Source organism: Vreelandella zhuhanensis (assembly GCF_009793355.1).
In the GTDB taxonomy this organism is placed as follows: Bacteria; Pseudomonadota; Gammaproteobacteria; order Pseudomonadales; family Halomonadaceae; genus Vreelandella; species Vreelandella zhuhanensis.
The window spans coordinates 140,118-155,924 of the sequence record NZ_WTKP01000003.1 but is presented as its reverse complement, the minus strand read 5'-3'; the positions used below and the strand labels follow the sequence as shown (position 1 = coordinate 155,924).

The following is a 15,807-nucleotide window of genomic DNA, read 5'->3' as shown; positions in this document are numbered from 1 at the left end:
CGGCGCCAGCCGGGTGCCACCGGCGCCATGGACGGCCAAGACGGGATAACCGCTTGGCCGGATACGTCACCTTATCGCCCTTTCCTTCGAGCGTCACCCGGCAGACTACAGCGCTGCCGCCAGACGCGTGCCTTGTTCGATGGCGCGTTTGGCATCAAGCTCGGCGGCCTCATCGGCGCCGCCAATGATATGCACCGCGACACCTTCCGCATTCAATGGTGCCAACAATTCACGTACCGACTCCTGCCCGGCACATACCACAATGCTGTCAACCGTCAATACCCGGGCAATCTCATCCTGGCGTATATGCAGCCCCTGGTCATCGATCTTGAGGTAGTCACAGCCCGCCAGGGTGGTGACGCCCCGTTGCTTGAGAGAAACGCGGTGCACCCAGCCCGTGGTCTTGCCCAGATACTTGCCCGGCTTGGAAGCCTTGCGCTGGAGCATGGTGATTTCTCGCGGCACCTCAGGCGGTTGCGGGGCCTTCAGCCCACCTCTCGACGAAACGTCCAGGTCGACGCCCCATTCATCGCACCAGGCGTCGACATCCAGCGTCGGGTGGCCCTGATGCGAAAGCAGTTCCGAGACATCGAAACCGATGCCACCGGCACCGATCACCGCCACACGCCGACCCACGCGTTCGGGGTGGGTGATCGCTTGAGCATAACTCAGCACGCTGGGGTGGTCACTGCCGGGCAAGGCCAGCTCGCGAGGGCGCACCCCGGTAGCCAGTATCACCTCATCGAAGTCTCTCAGCATCTGGGTATCGGCCTGTGTGTTCAAACGCACTTCCACAGCGTATTTGTCGAGCATCACCCGGTAATAGCGCAGGGTTTCGGAAAACTCCTCCTTGCCGGGAATTTTGCGCGCGTAGTTGAACTGCCCGCCAAGCTCGGCGTTTTGCTCGAACAGCACCACCTCGTGACCACGGCCGGCGGCCGTTACCGCCGTCGCCAGTCCCGCCGGGCCGCCACCCACCACCGCCACTCGCTTGATCCGGCTCGCCGGCTCAATCATCAACTCCGTTTCATGGCAGGCACGCGGATTGACCAGACAGGAGGTCAACTTGCCGGCAAAGGTATGATCCAGACAGGCCTGATTGCAGGCGATACAGGTATTGATTTCCTGCGACTTGCCCGCCTGGGCCTTTTCCACCCAGGCCGGGTCGGCGAGAAACGGGCGCGCCATGGACACCATGTCGGCATGGCCTTGCGCCAATACCCGCTCAGCGGTTTCCGGCATGTTGATACGGTTGGTGGTGATCAGGGGAATGGAAAGCTCAGCTTTCAGGCGCTGCGTGACTTGCGTAAACGCCGCACGCGGCACACTGGTGACGATGGTGGGTATCCGGGCTTCGTGCCAGCCGATACCGGTATTGATTACGTCGGCACCGGCCGCTTCAATGGCCCGCCCTAGGGCGATTACCTCTTCCCAGGTGCTGCCATCCGCCACCAGGTCGATCATCGAAAGGCGAAAGATGATTAGAAAATCCTTGCCGACCGTCTCGCGAATTCGCCGCACGATTTCCACGGCGAAGCGGATGCGATTGGTGAAACTTCCGCCCCATTGATCTTCGCGGTGATTGGTACGCGGACAGATGAATTCGTTGATCAGATAGCCTTCCGACCCCATGACTTCCACACCATCGTAACCGGCTTCCCGGGCAAGGGCGGCGCAGCGCACGTAATCATCGACTTGTTGCTCAACTTCCTGGGTGCTCAAGGCGCGCGGCATGAAGGGGTTTATCGGCGCCTGAAGCGCCGAAGGCGCCACCAGATCCGGAGAATAAGCATAACGACCGGCATGCAATATCTGCATGCAAATGTAGCCTCCGGCCTCATGTACCGCCTTGACCATCTCTTGATGAGGCGGCAGCTGATCGTTATCTATCAAGGCATTGGCGTTCTCGAATACCGCACCTTCCCGATTAGGGGCGATACCCCCGGTTACGATAAGGCTCACCCCATGGCGCACCCGCTCGGCATAGAACACCGCCAAGCGCTCGAAGCCTTCCGGCACCTCCTCCAGATTGGTATGCATCGAGCCCATGAGAATACGATTGGGCAGTGTCAGATGCCCGACATTCAAAGGACGAAACAGATGGGGGTAGGCAGACGCTTGCGACATGATAGAGTCTCTTTTGTTAGTAGAGTAACCAATCGAAGTAACCAGTCGATACTGGTAGCGTCCAATCGAAATTCAAACAAGCGTATGCCATCCTGAGTGTGACGTACAGCCCCTGCCAAGCTTGCCAACAGGAACATCCCATGCCGTTGATCTACTTTCTGGTCCCCCTGGCCACCGTACTGATCTGGTCGGGCAACATGACCATCAACCAGCTCAGCGTCGGTGCCATTGCTCCCACCAGTATCGCCTTTCTGCGCTGGGTGTTGGCCCTTGCCGTCATGACGCCCTTCGTGCTGCCGGCAGTATGGCGTCACCGGGAAGAACTCGGCCGCCAGTGGCCGAAACTGGCTTTTCTCGGCTTGCTCGGCATGGGCTTGTGGCAAGGGTTGGCCTACGTGGCGGCGGAAACCACCAGCGCGACCAACATGGGCATCCTGGCCGCCATGGTACCCCTTCTCACCGTACTGCTGAGCGCCCTGATCCTGCGTGTCGCACCGACGCTTGGCGGCATCGCCGGTGGGATAGTGGCATTTATCGGGGTAACGGTGCTGCTGGGGCGTGGCAACCCGCTTTCGTTGCTGCACTTTGAAGTGGCATTCGGTGATGCGCTGATGGTAGTGGCCGCCAGCTGCTACGCCCTGTATGGAGTGATGCTGAAACGCTGGCCGATGGCACTGCCACCCTGGGTAATGCTGTATGCCCAGGTGTGCTTTGCCGTACTCTTCTTGCTGCCAGGCTATCTTCTCGGCCCGATGACGCCCGTCAGTACCGCTAATATCGGTTTGATCCTGTATGCCGGCATCCCGGCTTCCATCATTACCACCTTCCTGTGGATGCGGGCGGTACGCCAGATAGGTGCCAACCAGGCGAGCATCTTCATCAACTTGATGCCGTTGTTCAGCGCCTTGATTGCCATGGCATTTCTTGGCGAAATCGTGGCCGGCTTCCATCTCGTCGGTGGCCTGTTAATACTTGCCGGCGTAATCATGGCGCAACTGCTGACCCAGCCACTGAACCGCCTGCCTCGAACCCGAGAGTCTCTGTCTTGATGAGGAAACGTCTCTTTCTTGATGATGCAACAATACTTGAAAAGCCAGATAAGCCAGCTAGGTTTACATCATCATCCAAAAAAAGTCGTCACTATAATGAATGGATGCTAATGCCCCTTAACCCAAACGATACGAGGTTGTCATGAAACATATCCTCAAGGCTGCGGCACTGGTTGGCACATTCAGTTTATTGTCAGGCATGGCGGTTGCAGAGCAGCCCGGTGAAGACATCGACCCGAACGGTGGTGTGGATTCGGCCAATGATCCTACCGACGTCCCTTATGATCCCGAGGCTCGTGGTGAAGTGAACCCCGACGAGCCTGTGCTCGATCCAGAAGGTGGCGTCGATAGCGCGAATGACCCTGACGACGCCATGATCGATCCCCAAAGCAAGGTAGAGAATGGGGAGGTAGTACCGGATAGCGGCGTGGATTCGGCCAATGATCCCGATGATTGATCTTTAATGCTAACCCCCTGCAATGCGAGAAAGCCCCGGCCGCCGGGGCTTTTTGTTGCGTAAAGCTAAGACTGTAATGCGTAAAGCTGGGGAGCCGTAACGGGTAAAGAGTGCCAACGGGCTTCCGGTCGAAGGGATGCGACATGTTAGGATGGTCGATCTATTTTCGAAAAAGGGGTGAGTAATGTCCCTCGAAGAACTGCATCTCAATCTGCGCAACCTGACCCCCGAAGATTACGAGCCGCTCAAGGCTCTGATGGATGCCGTCTATCATGACATCGGGGGCGCCTGGCCCAAACGCACCATCGACAAGCTGATCCAGGAATTTCCCGACGGCCAGATCGCCATCGAAGACGAAGGCAAGCTGATCGGCGTGGCCCTGACCGTGCAGGTGGATTACGACGACTTTTCCAATCCGCACAAGTACGACGACTTGATCGGCCACCGCGAAATCATCCTCAACGACGAGGATGGCGACGCCATGTATGGGCTGGATGTACTGATTCACCCCGACTATCGCGGCTATCGTCTCGGACGGCGTTTATACGAAGCGCGCAAGGAGCTATGCCGCTCACTGAATCTGCGTGCGATTCTCGCCGGCGGGCGGATTCCCGGCTATCACCAGCACTCCGACTCACTTTCCCCCGCCGAGTACATAGAAAAAGTCTCGCGCAAGGAAATCTACGACCCGATTCTCTCCTTCCAACTGGCCAACGGCTTTCAGGTCAAGCGCCTGTTGCACAAGTACCTGCCGGAAGATGAACAGTCGCGGGGTTATGCCACCCTGCTCGAGTGGAATAACATTCTGTACGAGCCCGCCGAAAGCGTACTCGAAACTCGCCCCACTCAGGTGCGCGTGGGCGCGGTGCAGTGGCAAATGCGTGAGTTCGCCTCGGTCGAAGCGGCATTGCAACAGATTGAATACTTCGTCGATGCTCTGTCCGATTACCAGAGCGATTTTGCCGTTTTCCCCGAGCTGTTCAACGCCCCGCTGATGGGGCTGCAAGACCGTTCCGCCCAACAGGACCAACTGGGGGCCATCCGCTTTCTGGCCGGCTTCACCGAACGCTTCAAGACTGAACTTTCGCGCATGGCGATCTCCTACAACATCAACATTATTGGCGGTTCGATGATCGAAGTAGGCGACGACGACCGTCTCTACAACATCGCCTATCTGTTCCATCGCGACGGTAACGTTGAACGCCAAGCCAAATTGCATATCACCCCGCAGGAACGACGCGACTGGGTGATCGAAGGTGGCGATGAACTGAGGGTCTTCGACACCGACGCCGGGCGCGTGGGGATTACCATCTGTTATGACGTGGAATTCCCCGAGATCAGCCGTCTGCTCGCCGACCAGGACATGGACATCCTGTTTGTGCCCTTCTGGACCGACACCAAGAACGGCTATCTGCGTGTGCGTCACTGTGCTCAGGCGCGCGCCATTGAAAATGAATGTTACGTGGTGCTATGCGGCAGCGTGGGTAACTTGCCGTCAATCGAAAATCTGGATATCCAGTACGCCCAGTCAGCGGTATTTTCGCCATCGGATTTCGCCTTTCCCCACGATGCGGTATTGGCGGAAACCACCCCCAACACCGAAATGATCTTCTTCTCGGATCTGGATCTTACCCGCCTGACTGTGGTGCGGGCCGAAGGCTCGGTGACCAACCTGAAGGATCGCCGCAAGGATCTGTTCGATCTGCGCTGGCGTGACTGGTCGTGGAAGTCCGGGGCCAATCTCGACGACCAGTAACAAGCCATCACCTAAGGCCAGAATAGATGCGTGGGGATGCGGCGATGAGCATCGACCACAATGCCCTCCTCGCGCAGTTTTTCCATCTGACGTTGCGCGCCGCCATGATCCGCCACGCGGCGTGTCGCCGATACCACGCGATGCCATGGCAGCGTATTTCCTTCGGGTAGTTTACGCATCGCCGTTCCCACCATTCGCGGTGTGGCGCCCTCGGTCATTGCCGCAATGCGCCCGTAGGTCGTCACCCGTCCCGCTGGAATCTGATCGACAATCGTATAAATCTGCTCAAGCAGGTCAGGACGCGACATCGTTGCTCTCCTCGCGTTCCGTGCGTTGCCTCTCGTATGACAAGTCACGACAGATCATGGCACAGCCACTGCCATAGCTGCTGCGCCTCGTCGCTCACGTGACGGCGGCTGGGGCGCACCAGCCAGAAGCCCTCGTCGCTGGGCAGCGGCAAATCGAACGGCGCGACCAAGTCAGCACGCTGCTGCAAAAGCCGTCGGTGCGTTAACGCGACACCGCCGCCCTGCGCCGCGAGAGCCAGTGTCATCACCTGATTGTCGCAGGTCAGCGCAAAACAATGCTGTTCTACCTCAGCCACTCCCGCTTGCGCAAGCCACGCAGCCCAGCCGCTGCCAAACCCCACCGCGTGAATCAGCGTATGCCCCGCCAAGGCTTCCGGTTTGGGTAACGTCTTGGCAAGTGCCGGCGAGCAGACAGGCAATAGCGACTCTGCCCCTAGCGAGCACATCTCCACCCCCGACCAGTCGCCACGACCGTAGCGAATCTCGATGTCCGCGCCTTCCGGGCCAAAATCATCCGGCCAGATCGCGCTGACGGTGCGAATCGCCACCTGTGGCGCCTGGCGATGAAAGACCACCAGACGTGGCGCCAACCACGCCTGTTGGATCACCGGCGTCGCGCGTAGCGTCACCGGCTGTCCGCTGGTATGTCCGAACACTTCCGAGGTGCCTTCCTGCAGCCGCGCAAAGGCATCGTGAATGCTCGGTAGCCACGCCTGGCCGGCAGGGGTTAACGACAGGCTCCGGGGATGACGAACGAACAGCTTTTGTCCCAGGCGATCCTCCAGCAATCGGATACGCTGGCTAATGGCCGCTTGTGTCACGCCAAGCTCGTGTCCAGCGGTGGTAAAGCTCAACGTTCGCGCCGCCGCCTCAAACGCCTGTAGCCATATCAAGGGCGGAAGACTGTTCATGAAAAAGTTACCTATAAGCTGAGCTCGGCCTTAGCTGCCAGATTGATTGTTTGTCACCACCTCTGTCAATCCGCATCCTAGTCATCACACTACGGCGCCGTGCCAACTTAACCGACCTTTTCGGGATTGCTCCTTCGGGATCGATCTCTCTCGGAGAGCAACAATGAACAGCGTGGCGACACCTGGCGCTCCTGACATGCAGGAGCTATTTCCCTATGCCGACGGCCCCCGTCTGGCCTCAGCGACACCCGACACAGGCAGCATCCAGCTTAAGTGGCAAAACGGCGATACCACACAGCTCCCCTGGCTATGGCTGCGCGACCATTGCGCCTGCGCCGAGTGCCGCCATCCGCAAACCCGCGAGCGACTGTATATCCCGCTGGTACCGATTGCGGTCGCCCCTGAAATGAACGTGATCAACGGCCATTTGCGGTTAACCTGGGCCGACGGCCATCGCAGCGCCTTTCATGGCGGCTGGCTTCACCAACGCCGTCCGGAAGTCGCTCTGCCGAACGTGCTGCCTGAAGCTAGCGCCTGGCGCGACCACTTTACGCCTGAACGCATCGAGCATGCGGCTTTTCTGACCGAGAAAGGCGAACAAGCCTGGCTCACTGCGATACTGCGTGACGGCTTGGCGCTGCTCACCGACGGGCCGCTGGTAGAGGAAGAAGTGAGCCGCCTGGCGGAAAAAATCGGCCCCCAACGTGCCACCAATTTCGGTGACCGCTTTGATGTACGTTCCAAACCCAATCCCAACAACGCCGCTTATACGGCGGTGGGCTTGGCGCTGCACATTGATTTGCCCAATTGGCATCATCCGCCAGATATTCAGCTGCTCTACTGCCTGCAAAACGGCGCAAGCGGCGGCGAATCGCTGTTTGCCGACGGCGTTCGCGTGGTCGAAGCCTTGCGCGCGCAGGACCCGAGCGCGCTGCGAACCCTGAGCGAAACGCCGATCGACTTTCGTTTTCAGGACGAGGCCCACGATATCGCCATGCGCGCCCCGCTGATTGACCTCAACGCCGACGGCAGCCTGCGCGAGCTGCGCTTCAACAACTGGATTCGCGATACCCTGCATCTGCCGGCCGAGCAAATGGACGCCTGGTACCGCGCTTATCGCACGCTCTGGGAGCTGTTCCACAGCGATGAGCACCAGCTGGAGTTCACCCTGGAGCCCGGGCAAATGATCGCCTTCGACAACCGCCGCGTGCTCCACGGCCGGCGTGCCTTCGACCCCAACAGTGGCCAGCGCCATCTGCAGGGCACCTACCTCGACCGCGACATGCTTGAGTCACGGTTACGGGTGCTCGCTCGCCAACTTCATTGATCGCGCCCCATTATAACGACGACGCAAGGAGAGACACATGCAACATTCCCTGACGAAAACCACTTTAGCCGTAGCGCTGAGTGCCGCTGGCTTGAGCACGACCAGCGCTTACGGCGACGATGCCACCCTTGATTTCGGCGTACCGGCCTGGCCCGGCATTACCGTCAAGACCGCCATTGCCGAACAGCTGTTGACTCCCTTGGGCTACGACACACGCCTGCATGAGATTGGCCTGCAGGTGATCTATCAAGGCATGGAAAGCGGCGACATCGACGTTTTCCTGGGCGCCTGGCTGCCCGCTCAGCGCGAGATGTTTTATCCGCGCCAGGAATCCGGGGTCATCCGCGATGCGGGGCATAATGTAGAGGGCGCTCAGATGACCCTCGCGGTACCGGCATATACCTACGAGGCGGGCGTGCAAAGCTTCGCCGACCTGGATGCCAACCGAGGCCTTTTTGACGGCCAGATTCACGGCTTTGGTGCAGGCTCCGCCGCCAGCGAGATTTTACACGATGCTATCGACAACGACGTCTGGGGCCTGGGCGATTGGAGCCTCGTCGATACCAGCGAGGTCGGCATGCTGTCCGCCGCGCAAGATGCGATTTCACGCAAAGAACCGATCGTCTGGGTCGGCTGGACACCACACTGGATGAACCTTGAACTACCCATGCGCTATCTGGACGATCCGAAAGACCTGTTCGGCGAGAACAACGGCGAGAGCGACGTCCTGACGGTAATGCGCAGCGAGTTCGCCGATGAGCACCCGAACCTGGAAGCATTTTTTGAAGGCTTCGCGTTCACGGCCGAAGAGCAAAGCTGGATGATTGAGCAGTTCGGCCAGGAGGAGCGAGATTCAGACACCGTGGCCAACGAATGGATTCGCGGCAATCTCGACCAGGTCGAAGCGATGCTCGACGGCGTCACCAGCCGTGACGGCCGGCCCGCCTGGCCGGTGATTCAGGCGACGTTCACTGACTGATAAACTGATTAACCCCGCTGTCAAACCCAGTCCCTGAGGCCAAGCACCCCAACTATTGAGGAAAAGTTCAGCTCAGGATACGTTAGCGTATCCTGATGGCTTCGGCTGCGCGTATAGGCGTCATTTTCATGCAAGGCAGATTAATCAAGGTAATCATTGGAGGGCTGGCGCTTCTACTGCTGGGGGTTATGTGGCAGTGGCTGAGTCGTCATGATTTTCTCACCGCCCAATATTTGGCAGAGCTTGCCAGTCAGCTTTCTCGCTGGCGCAATGCACCCTGGATGTTTCTGGTGGTCATGCTCATCTATGCCGCTGCCTTGCTGATCATGCTGCCACTCAGCTTGCTGGTGGTGGGCACCGGCTTGCTTTTTGGTCCGACCTGGGGGTTCGGCTACGCTCTGCTGGGTACGCTGGCGTCCTCGGCGGCTTCCTACTGGGTAGGCCGTTGGCTAGGGCGCGACGCCTTGCTGCATTACGGCGGCCGCCATTTACGGGGTATGTCACGCTATTTATCGCGGCGCGGCATTCGCACCATGATCGTGATAAACCTCTTGCCGTTGGCGCCTTTTACCCTGACCAACATGATGGCCGGCGCCTTTCACCTGAAATTTCGCGCCTACATGATCGGTTCTACCCTGGGCATTGTGCCGGGCCTGGCAGTTCTCATGCTACTGAGTAGCCAGCTTGAAGCGCTTCTTACCGCTGAAAACCGTTTCGAACTGGGGCTTGCCGTGGGCGGTCTGGCGCTGGCCGTGGTGGCGATGTGGGGCCTGAACCGTTACGCCGCTCGTCGTCGTCAACGGCGATTGCGTCATTGAGATGGATGGAGGCCAGCCGACTACTTGCGAAAGGTTTCCGGCGTTTTGGAAGGCGCCAGCAGGTCGCTTTCGGGCTTGTCCTGAAACACCAGGCGCAGTACTCGCCCGCGGTGGCAAAGCAGTTGCCACTCCGCTTCCAACCGGCCCCGCACCCGCCCCCAGGCATCAGTATCGACATGCTGATGGGTGGTGTTCTCCGTAGCGATCACCTCTCGGTAGACGTCCAGACAGCGCGCCGCACAGCAGGCTTCATCAAAACCTCGTGCGGTATTCAGCGCGCCCTGGCGCAACATTTCACACGAAGCCTTTTCGCTCATGCCGGCGAGCACTTCACACAGAGCGCCTGCGTCGTCACTGGGTAGAAGCCAACCGTTTCGGCCTTGTTCCACCACTTCACGTACGCCGGGTGCATCGATCGCAGCGACCGGCAACCCGGCAGCCATCGCCTCTACCAGCACCATTCCCTGGGTTTCGCTATGCGAGGCGAAAGCGAATACATCCATACCATGGTAGGCATCGATCAGGGCTTGGCCATGCAACTTACCGGTGAAATGAAAGCGTTCGACCACTGAAGCCTCGGTGGCCGCACGCTGCATGGCCAGGCGTGCATCGCCTTCCCCCACCACAAGAAAGTGGGTTTCCGGCTGCTTGCGCAGCAATTGCACAATGGCCTCGGTCAGAAAAGGCAGGTTTTTTTCGTTCGCCAGCCTGCCCACATGCCCGACCACATAAGCCTTTGCTGGAATCTTGTATCGTCGGCGAAACCCGGCGCCATCTCCCTGCAAGAAGCGCTGCGTATCGACGCCACTGGGCACCACATGCACCGCCGGGTTTGCCCCACGCCTGTGTAATAAATCCCTGATACTCTCGCTGGGTGCGATAACCGCATCGCATAGGTGGGTGTATTCCGTGGATAACGCCACAGCGAAGCGTTGCATGCGCGGTGAATCCCCAGGCACGTAATGGGTATAGTGTTCGTAAAGCGTATGATGAGTGAATACCAAGGGTAAGCCGTAGGTCTCGGCAGTTCGCGCCGCAGTATCACCCAACAGGAAGGGATGATGGGAATGCACGATATCGGGGGCGAACGCTTCTATCGCCTCGTAAAGCTGGCCGGGAATCGGAACCGGCAGTGAAAAATCACTGCCGTTGAAATGCTGAACCGCTGCCACTCGAATCACATCGGATTCATGCCTCGGCTGCCCTGTCATCTTGGGCGCCACCACCAATACTTGATGCCCCAGCGCCTGAAGGCGAGATTTAAGCCGCTTGACCGACTCACTGACGCCACCCACGATTGGACAATATGTATTGGTAAACATGAGTATGTTCAAACGATTGGCTCCCTGGTTGTCGCTTTTTCCCACCCTTATCGCCCAACACTTGCGTGCCCGACGATGAAGGGTGACTATCCTGATTACCATATTCAAGATAGGCGATAAAAGAATCAAAGACATCGACACCCACCACCATTCCCTGACATCCGCCACTCAAAACACACAAGGAGGCGTGGGAAAGGCGGTAGCCAAGGCGTACTGACGTACATTGCGCTACCCCTGCCCGGCTAAAAGCCGGGAGTATCCCGCGTAAATCGATGAACCTTTATTTTTTGAACTCTCTTATTGATACGTTTCAGCCCTATGTATGGCCGCTTGCGATTGCGCTGATTATTCTACTGGGACTGCACTTGGCCGCCTATATTCATGGCTACCAATTTCTGGTTTATCGCTGTTATGGCGCGATTATCGCCTCACTGCTGGTGGGCGCCTCCGCCTTCTGGTGGCTTCCTTTACTGGTCGACTCGCAATTGGCCTACGTGGATTCGTTTTTCGGCTGGGTGGTGCTCGCTACCTGCGCATTCTGGGTGGCGGTAATCGCCTATCTCTACCTGCACCCCTTGAGCTTTCTGTTACGCGAGACCCGCGACTGACCCTACGCCGTCATTCATCACCTTCGTTAATTTTTTGAGTCAGGAGACCAGCTAATGCGCAAATTGTTATACGCAAGTATCGCCGGGGTGACGCTCTCCGGATGTACCGGCATCCCCAAGGGCACCGAGGCGGTCACTGGCTTTGAGCTCGAGCGCTATCTTGGCCAATGGTACGAGATCGCCCGCCTGGATCATTCCTTCGAGCGGGGGCTGGATTGCGTTACTGCAGATTACAGCCTGCGCGATGACGAGGGGGTGCGCGTCATCAATCGTGGCTACAATCTGGAGGAGGGTACTTGGAACGAAGCGGAAGGACGGGCCTATTTCATAGAAGACAAGACCGTTGGAAGGTTGAAAGTCAGTTTCTTCGGCCCTTTCTATGGTGGGTACAATATTCTTGAACTGGATGAAGACTACGACTGGGCATTGGTGGCCGGACCCAATCGCGATTACCTGTGGATACTCTCGCGGACTCCGCAACTCGACCCCCAAGTCGAGCAGCGATTGCGACAACGTGCCGCCGAGCTGGACTTTCCGATAGACGACTTGATCGAGGTGGAGCAAGGCAATGCATGCCCAAATCCTCCAGCCTCCGCCGCCTGACGTGTTCTTTCGCTGAACAAGCTTCCTATAGAACAAGCTAAGCGGTAGCCAGACAGCCAAGACCCGAAACGACTCGACTAGACCGGATACCTCAAGGATTATTTTTTTATGACTATCGATGAGTTTTTCCAGCACCTCTGGCACGACTACACCGCCATGACGCCCCAGGCCAAGCGTATCCATGACGCCTTGATCGAAGACGGTGAAACCATCGTCAACGATCACGTGGCCTTTCGCACCTTCGACCGCGGCCCGATCACCTTGGCGGCTCTCGAACCTCATCTGTTGGCACTGGGGTATACGCCGCTTGAGCCTTATGATTTCGAAGCCAAGTACTTGCGTGCCTGGGGCTACCTTCCACCCCAGCAGGACCAGCCGAGGGTATTTCTTTCCGAATTGAAGTGCGATGAACTTTCTCTGGAGTCTCAAGCAGTCATCGACCGCCTAGTGGCGCAGGTCGATCCGGATTCAGTCAACACGCCCGAGATTCTGTGGAGCGGTCGCCTATGGGAAGCGCCCACTTTCGATGAATACCGCCTCTTGATGGGAGAGAGCGAATACGCGGCTTGGCTTTCGATCATCGGGCTAAGGGCCAATCACTTCACCATCAGCGTCAATCATCTAACGCATTACGACAGCGTGGAAAAGCTGCTCGAAAAGGTCGAATCGCTGGGGTTGAAAATCAACGAATCCGGGGGCCGGGTCAAGGGGTCACCCGAGGCGTTACTGGAGCAGGGATCGACACTTGCCGACCGTCAGCCGTTCACCTTTGCCGACGGCCAGGTAGAAGAAATCGCCACCTGCTACTACGAATTCGCCAAGCGTTATCCAAAAGCGGATGGCACGCTGTTTCAAGGTTTTGTCGCCGCTAGCGCCGACAAGATATTCGATTCCACCAAAATGTCATGACTCCTCGATTCATGGCCTTCAGCGAACTTAATATAACGGCTGGCCTGGGTGCCAGTTTAAGGAGTGCCCCTCTATGAGTCACCGTATTGCTGTGATCGCCGGTGACGGCATCGGTACCGAAGTCATCCCCGAAGGGCTGCGCGCATTGAAAGCAGTCGCCGAACGCTTCGATATTGCGCTTGAGTTTCAGACATTCGACTTCGGCAGCTGCGACTATTATCTCGAACACGGCAAGATGCTGCCGGACGACTGGTTCGAGCAGCTCAAGGACTTCGATGCGTTGTTCTACGGGGCCGTGGGCTGGCCGGAAAAAGTACCCGATCACATCTCGCTATGGGGCTCGCTTTTACAGTTCCGTCGGCGCTTCGACCAGTACATCAACTTGCGCCCCTGCAAGCTGATGCCTGGCATCAAGGGCCCGCTGGCCGGACGTAAGCCGGGCGATATCGACTTTTACGTGGTACGCGAAAACACCGAAGGTGAATACTCGAGCGTGGGCGGCAAGATGTTCGAGGGTACCGAACGCGAGGTAGTGATTCAGGATACGATCATGACGCGCACGGGCGTGGACCGCGTGCTCAAGTACGCGTTTGAACTGGCGGCCACCCGCCCTCGAAAGAAGCTCACCTCGGCCACCAAATCCAACGGCATCTCGATTACCATGCCCTACTGGGATGAACGCGTGGAGGCGATGGCCGCGGGCTATCCGGAAATCGCTGTGGACAAGTTCCATATCGACATTCTCACTGCCAACTTCGTGCTTCACCCGGACTGGTTCGATGTGGTGGTGGGCAGCAACCTGTTCGGCGATATTCTCTCGGATCTCGGCCCCGCCTGTACCGGTACCATCGGCATCGCTCCCTCGGCTAATATCAATCCGGAAGGCAATTTCCCCAGCCTGTTCGAGCCGGTTCACGGCAGCGCCCCGGATATCGCCGGCAAGGGCATTGCCAACCCCATTGGTCAAATCTGGTCGGGGGCGATGATGCTTGAGCACCTAGGTCATCAGGAGGCCGCCGATACGCTGGTAAAGGCTATCGAAGCGGTACTGGAAAGCGGGGACGCCCAGCTATTGACGCCCGACATAGGCGGTAAAGGCACCACCCAGAGCCTGGGACGCGCCATCGCCGAGCACATCACTGCCTGAGCGGGCTTACCTTGTCATGGCGCGACGGCCACCACCTTGGTGGTGGCCGTCGTCGTTCCACTCACGTCTCTCACTTTCAGGATCTGCGCTTGATCACCTCCTTGTCATGTACATCCTCCCAGCCGGTGATCATCGCCTTGATATGCGCTGTGGGCGTGTGGCCCACGGTGGCCAGGTAGGCGTGGATGATCACGAAGGCGAGCATCAGGAAGGCGCCCAGGGCGTGCAGCCCGGCCACCTGCTCCAGTCCCAGCCCATCTTGGTAGGCACCCCACCGCGAGCGAAGGTGGGAATGTGGCAGGTCTGGCAGGCCAGCGCCCGGGTATGCTCGTTGAGGCGCGAAGCCATTGCGCCCTCCTCGTGAGGCGCATTGCCATGGCACGCCTGGCAGGTGGCCGGGTTTCGATCGGTGTCCTCACCTCGGCGGATCGCCCGATTGTGGTCCACCGCCGAAACCTGAATGCGGCTACCGGGCACCGCATGATTCTCGGTCTGATGACAGGTGCTGCAGCGAAAGTCTCCGCCGTCCACCGCTGCATCACCTCCTGTGCTGCCTCGGTATGACAGCTCAAGCAAGCCTTGGTGACTTCCTCACCCCTCTCGAAAGGCCCCTGCAGTGTCTCGAATTCATGGTGGTCTGCGGTGCTGGCCAGCGCCGGCAATACCAGCACAAGATACATCAGCGCCAACATTCCTGAGGCTCGCCAGCGCCTGGACGGAAGTCAGTCTTTCCCAATTTGCCAAGCGACAAGGCGTCACCATCTCTAACCATCAGGCCCTGAAACCCGAGTTGGCGACAAAGCAGACCCAACAAGCCGGTAGCCAGCGGCGGCTAAGGCCTCCTGATGGCGTTCACTCAGCCGCGCGCCAGGCGACGTCGGGGTCGATCTCGTAGCTCCAGGGCAGGCCGGAATTGCGCCAGCCGTTGACCGCACGCACGCCTTTGGAGTCGCCCTCCTCGAGCTTGCCACCCTCGAAACCATCGGTCATCGAATAGACCTGGCTGAAGCCCATCTCAGTGATAATGTCGGCGCCCGGGGCGCTGCGAGTGGCGCCGGAGCGGCACATGACGATGATCGGGTCGTCCTCGGCCACGTTCAAGGCTTCCAGTTCGTCGCGCACCTGGGTCTCGAAATCGACATTCCTGACCATTGGCCAGGTCTTCGCTTCCTCATCGAAGTTTCTCCGGTCGGCCAGCACCCAAGGCACATGGATATCAGTGGGCTCGGCGAAGCCGGTGAACTTGATCTCGATGGGATCGCGCACGTCGATCAGGACGGCTCGCTCCTTGTCCTGCATCAGTTCATAGGCCTCGCTCGCCGTGACGTAGAGTCCCAGTTGCGTCTCCCGGTAGGCGGGGACGTCTTCCTCAGCCAAGGCAGGGCCGGAAAAGAGCGTTGCCGCCAGCAAAGAACCCGCCAATGAATGCGTCATTTTCATAACTTAAACCTCTAAGAGAATAACTTTTTTCACAACACCTAGAGCT

18 protein-coding genes are annotated in these 15,807 nt (G+C 58.5%); 11 read left to right on the top strand and 7 right to left on the bottom strand.

Annotation, left to right across the window (positions count from 1 at the left end; translation table 11 throughout):
* Positions 1-105: 105 nt before the first annotated feature.
* A complete protein-coding gene (locus GPM19_RS05005; RefSeq protein ID WP_160417794.1) occupies positions 106-2,127 on the bottom strand; it encodes an NADPH-dependent 2,4-dienoyl-CoA reductase in 2,022 nt (673 codons plus the stop codon).
* A gap of 140 nt (positions 2,128-2,267) precedes the next feature.
* Between GPM19_RS05005 and GPM19_RS05000 the strand changes: the two genes are divergently transcribed.
* The 3 genes from GPM19_RS05000 (at position 2,268) to GPM19_RS04990 (ending at position 5,389) form a co-directional block, all read left to right on the top strand.
* Entirely contained in the window at positions 2,268-3,176 is a 909-nt protein-coding gene (locus GPM19_RS05000; RefSeq protein ID WP_160417793.1) for a DMT family transporter, read from the top strand.
* Between the two features lie 142 nt (positions 3,177-3,318).
* A complete protein-coding gene (locus GPM19_RS04995; protein WP_160417792.1) occupies positions 3,319-3,633 on the top strand; it encodes a hypothetical protein in 315 nt (104 codons plus the stop codon).
* A gap of 184 nt (positions 3,634-3,817) precedes the next feature.
* Positions 3,818-5,389 carry a bifunctional GNAT family N-acetyltransferase/carbon-nitrogen hydrolase family protein gene (locus GPM19_RS04990; protein WP_160417791.1) on the top strand — a complete coding sequence of 524 codons (1,572 nt, stop codon included), beginning with the start codon at positions 3,818-3,820 and terminating at the stop codon, positions 5,387-5,389.
* A gap of 11 nt (positions 5,390-5,400) precedes the next feature.
* On the opposite strand, the gene GPM19_RS04985 is transcribed toward GPM19_RS04990, so the two are convergent.
* Both GPM19_RS04985 and GPM19_RS04980 read right to left on the bottom strand, forming a co-directional pair.
* Complete coding sequence (locus tag GPM19_RS04985; RefSeq protein ID WP_160417790.1) at positions 5,401-5,697, bottom strand: MGMT family protein; 297 nt, start codon at positions 5,695-5,697, stop codon at positions 5,401-5,403.
* Positions 5,698-5,741: 44 nt separating this feature from the next.
* A complete protein-coding gene (locus tag GPM19_RS04980; protein ID WP_160417789.1) occupies positions 5,742-6,608 on the bottom strand; it encodes a LysR substrate-binding domain-containing protein in 867 nt (288 codons plus the stop codon).
* 163 nt (positions 6,609-6,771) lie between these two features.
* Between GPM19_RS04980 and GPM19_RS04975 the strand changes: the two genes are divergently transcribed.
* The 3 genes from GPM19_RS04975 (at position 6,772) to GPM19_RS04965 (ending at position 9,732) form a co-directional block, all read left to right on the top strand.
* Positions 6,772-7,935 (top strand): TauD/TfdA family dioxygenase, encoded by a 1,164-nt coding sequence (locus GPM19_RS04975; protein ID WP_160417788.1) that lies wholly within the window; start codon positions 6,772-6,774, stop codon positions 7,933-7,935.
* Positions 7,936-7,972: 37 nt separating this feature from the next.
* On the top strand, positions 7,973-8,914 hold the full coding sequence (locus GPM19_RS04970) for an ABC transporter substrate-binding protein (protein ID WP_160417787.1): 942 nt from the start codon (positions 7,973-7,975) through the stop codon (positions 8,912-8,914).
* Between the two features lie 128 nt (positions 8,915-9,042).
* Complete coding sequence (locus GPM19_RS04965) at positions 9,043-9,732, top strand: TVP38/TMEM64 family protein (RefSeq protein ID WP_160417786.1); 690 nt, start codon at positions 9,043-9,045, stop codon at positions 9,730-9,732.
* 20 nt (positions 9,733-9,752) lie between these two features.
* Here the strand turns inward: GPM19_RS04965 and GPM19_RS04960 are convergent, their stop codons facing one another.
* Positions 9,753-11,054, bottom strand: a complete 1,302-nt coding sequence (locus GPM19_RS04960; protein ID WP_160417785.1) for a glycosyltransferase — start codon at positions 11,052-11,054, stop codon at positions 9,753-9,755.
* 287 nt (positions 11,055-11,341) lie between these two features.
* Between GPM19_RS04960 and GPM19_RS04955 the strand changes: the two genes are divergently transcribed.
* From GPM19_RS04955 to GPM19_RS04940, 4 genes are all read left to right on the top strand, one after another.
* Positions 11,342-11,662, top strand: coding sequence for a hypothetical protein (locus tag GPM19_RS04955; protein WP_160417784.1), 321 nt, complete (start codon positions 11,342-11,344; stop codon positions 11,660-11,662).
* Positions 11,663-11,716: 54 nt separating this feature from the next.
* A complete protein-coding gene (locus GPM19_RS04950; RefSeq protein ID WP_160417783.1) occupies positions 11,717-12,265 on the top strand; it encodes a lipocalin family protein in 549 nt (182 codons plus the stop codon).
* Positions 12,266-12,373: 108 nt separating this feature from the next.
* Positions 12,374-13,174 (top strand): DUF1338 domain-containing protein, encoded by an 801-nt coding sequence (locus GPM19_RS04945; RefSeq protein ID WP_160417782.1) that lies wholly within the window; start codon positions 12,374-12,376, stop codon positions 13,172-13,174.
* Between the two features lie 73 nt (positions 13,175-13,247).
* Entirely contained in the window at positions 13,248-14,321 is a 1,074-nt protein-coding gene (locus GPM19_RS04940) for a tartrate dehydrogenase (RefSeq protein ID WP_160417781.1), read from the top strand.
* 76 nt (positions 14,322-14,397) lie between these two features.
* On the opposite strand, the gene GPM19_RS15385 is transcribed toward GPM19_RS04940, so the two are convergent.
* Together GPM19_RS15385 and GPM19_RS15380 are read right to left on the bottom strand one after the other, a co-directional pair.
* Positions 14,398-14,559 carry a hypothetical protein gene (locus GPM19_RS15385; RefSeq protein ID WP_319928093.1) on the bottom strand — a complete coding sequence of 54 codons (162 nt, stop codon included), beginning with the start codon at positions 14,557-14,559 and terminating at the stop codon, positions 14,398-14,400.
* The gene (locus GPM19_RS15380; RefSeq protein ID WP_227842163.1) at positions 14,526-14,669 is read right to left on the bottom strand and encodes a hypothetical protein; all 144 of its coding nucleotides are present in this window, start codon (positions 14,667-14,669) and stop codon (positions 14,526-14,528) included. The genes GPM19_RS15385 and GPM19_RS15380 overlap by 34 nt, the downstream gene beginning before the upstream one ends.
* Before the next feature lie 27 nt (positions 14,670-14,696).
* Between GPM19_RS15380 and GPM19_RS04930 the strand changes: the two genes are divergently transcribed.
* Positions 14,697-14,885 (top strand): hypothetical protein, encoded by a 189-nt coding sequence (locus tag GPM19_RS04930; RefSeq protein ID WP_160417780.1) that lies wholly within the window; start codon positions 14,697-14,699, stop codon positions 14,883-14,885.
* Positions 14,886-15,173: 288 nt separating this feature from the next.
* Here GPM19_RS04930 and GPM19_RS04925 read toward each other — a convergent pair whose 3' ends face one another.
* The gene (locus GPM19_RS04925; protein ID WP_160417779.1) at positions 15,174-15,761 is read right to left on the bottom strand and encodes a rhodanese-like domain-containing protein; all 588 of its coding nucleotides are present in this window, start codon (positions 15,759-15,761) and stop codon (positions 15,174-15,176) included.
* Positions 15,762-15,807: the final 46 nt, after the last annotated feature.

Coding starts and splice junctions, on each gene's coding strand:
- GPM19_RS05005 (WP_160417794.1), bottom strand. CDS start 2,127: ATGTCGCAAGCGTCTGCCTACCCCCATCTGTTTCGTCCTTTGAATGTC.
- GPM19_RS05000 (WP_160417793.1), top strand. CDS start 2,268: ATGCCGTTGATCTACTTTCTGGTCCCCCTGGCCACCGTACTGATCTGG.
- GPM19_RS04995 (WP_160417792.1), top strand. CDS start 3,319: ATGAAACATATCCTCAAGGCTGCGGCACTGGTTGGCACATTCAGTTTA.
- GPM19_RS04990 (WP_160417791.1), top strand. CDS start 3,818: ATGTCCCTCGAAGAACTGCATCTCAATCTGCGCAACCTGACCCCCGAA.
- GPM19_RS04985 (WP_160417790.1), bottom strand. CDS start 5,697: ATGTCGCGTCCTGACCTGCTTGAGCAGATTTATACGATTGTCGATCAG.
- GPM19_RS04980 (WP_160417789.1), bottom strand. CDS start 6,608: ATGAACAGTCTTCCGCCCTTGATATGGCTACAGGCGTTTGAGGCGGCG.
- GPM19_RS04975 (WP_160417788.1), top strand. CDS start 6,772: ATGAACAGCGTGGCGACACCTGGCGCTCCTGACATGCAGGAGCTATTT.
- GPM19_RS04970 (WP_160417787.1), top strand. CDS start 7,973: ATGCAACATTCCCTGACGAAAACCACTTTAGCCGTAGCGCTGAGTGCC.
- GPM19_RS04965 (WP_160417786.1), top strand. CDS start 9,043: ATGCAAGGCAGATTAATCAAGGTAATCATTGGAGGGCTGGCGCTTCTA.
- GPM19_RS04960 (WP_160417785.1), bottom strand. CDS start 11,054: ATGTTTACCAATACATATTGTCCAATCGTGGGTGGCGTCAGTGAGTCG.
- GPM19_RS04950 (WP_160417783.1), top strand. CDS start 11,717: ATGCGCAAATTGTTATACGCAAGTATCGCCGGGGTGACGCTCTCCGGA.
- GPM19_RS04945 (WP_160417782.1), top strand. CDS start 12,374: ATGACTATCGATGAGTTTTTCCAGCACCTCTGGCACGACTACACCGCC.
- GPM19_RS04940 (WP_160417781.1), top strand. CDS start 13,248: ATGAGTCACCGTATTGCTGTGATCGCCGGTGACGGCATCGGTACCGAA.
- GPM19_RS15380 (WP_227842163.1), bottom strand. CDS start 14,669: ATGGCTTCGCGCCTCAACGAGCATACCCGGGCGCTGGCCTGCCAGACC.
- GPM19_RS04930 (WP_160417780.1), top strand. CDS start 14,697: ATGGCACGCCTGGCAGGTGGCCGGGTTTCGATCGGTGTCCTCACCTCG.
- GPM19_RS04925 (WP_160417779.1), bottom strand. CDS start 15,761: ATGAAAATGACGCATTCATTGGCGGGTTCTTTGCTGGCGGCAACGCTC.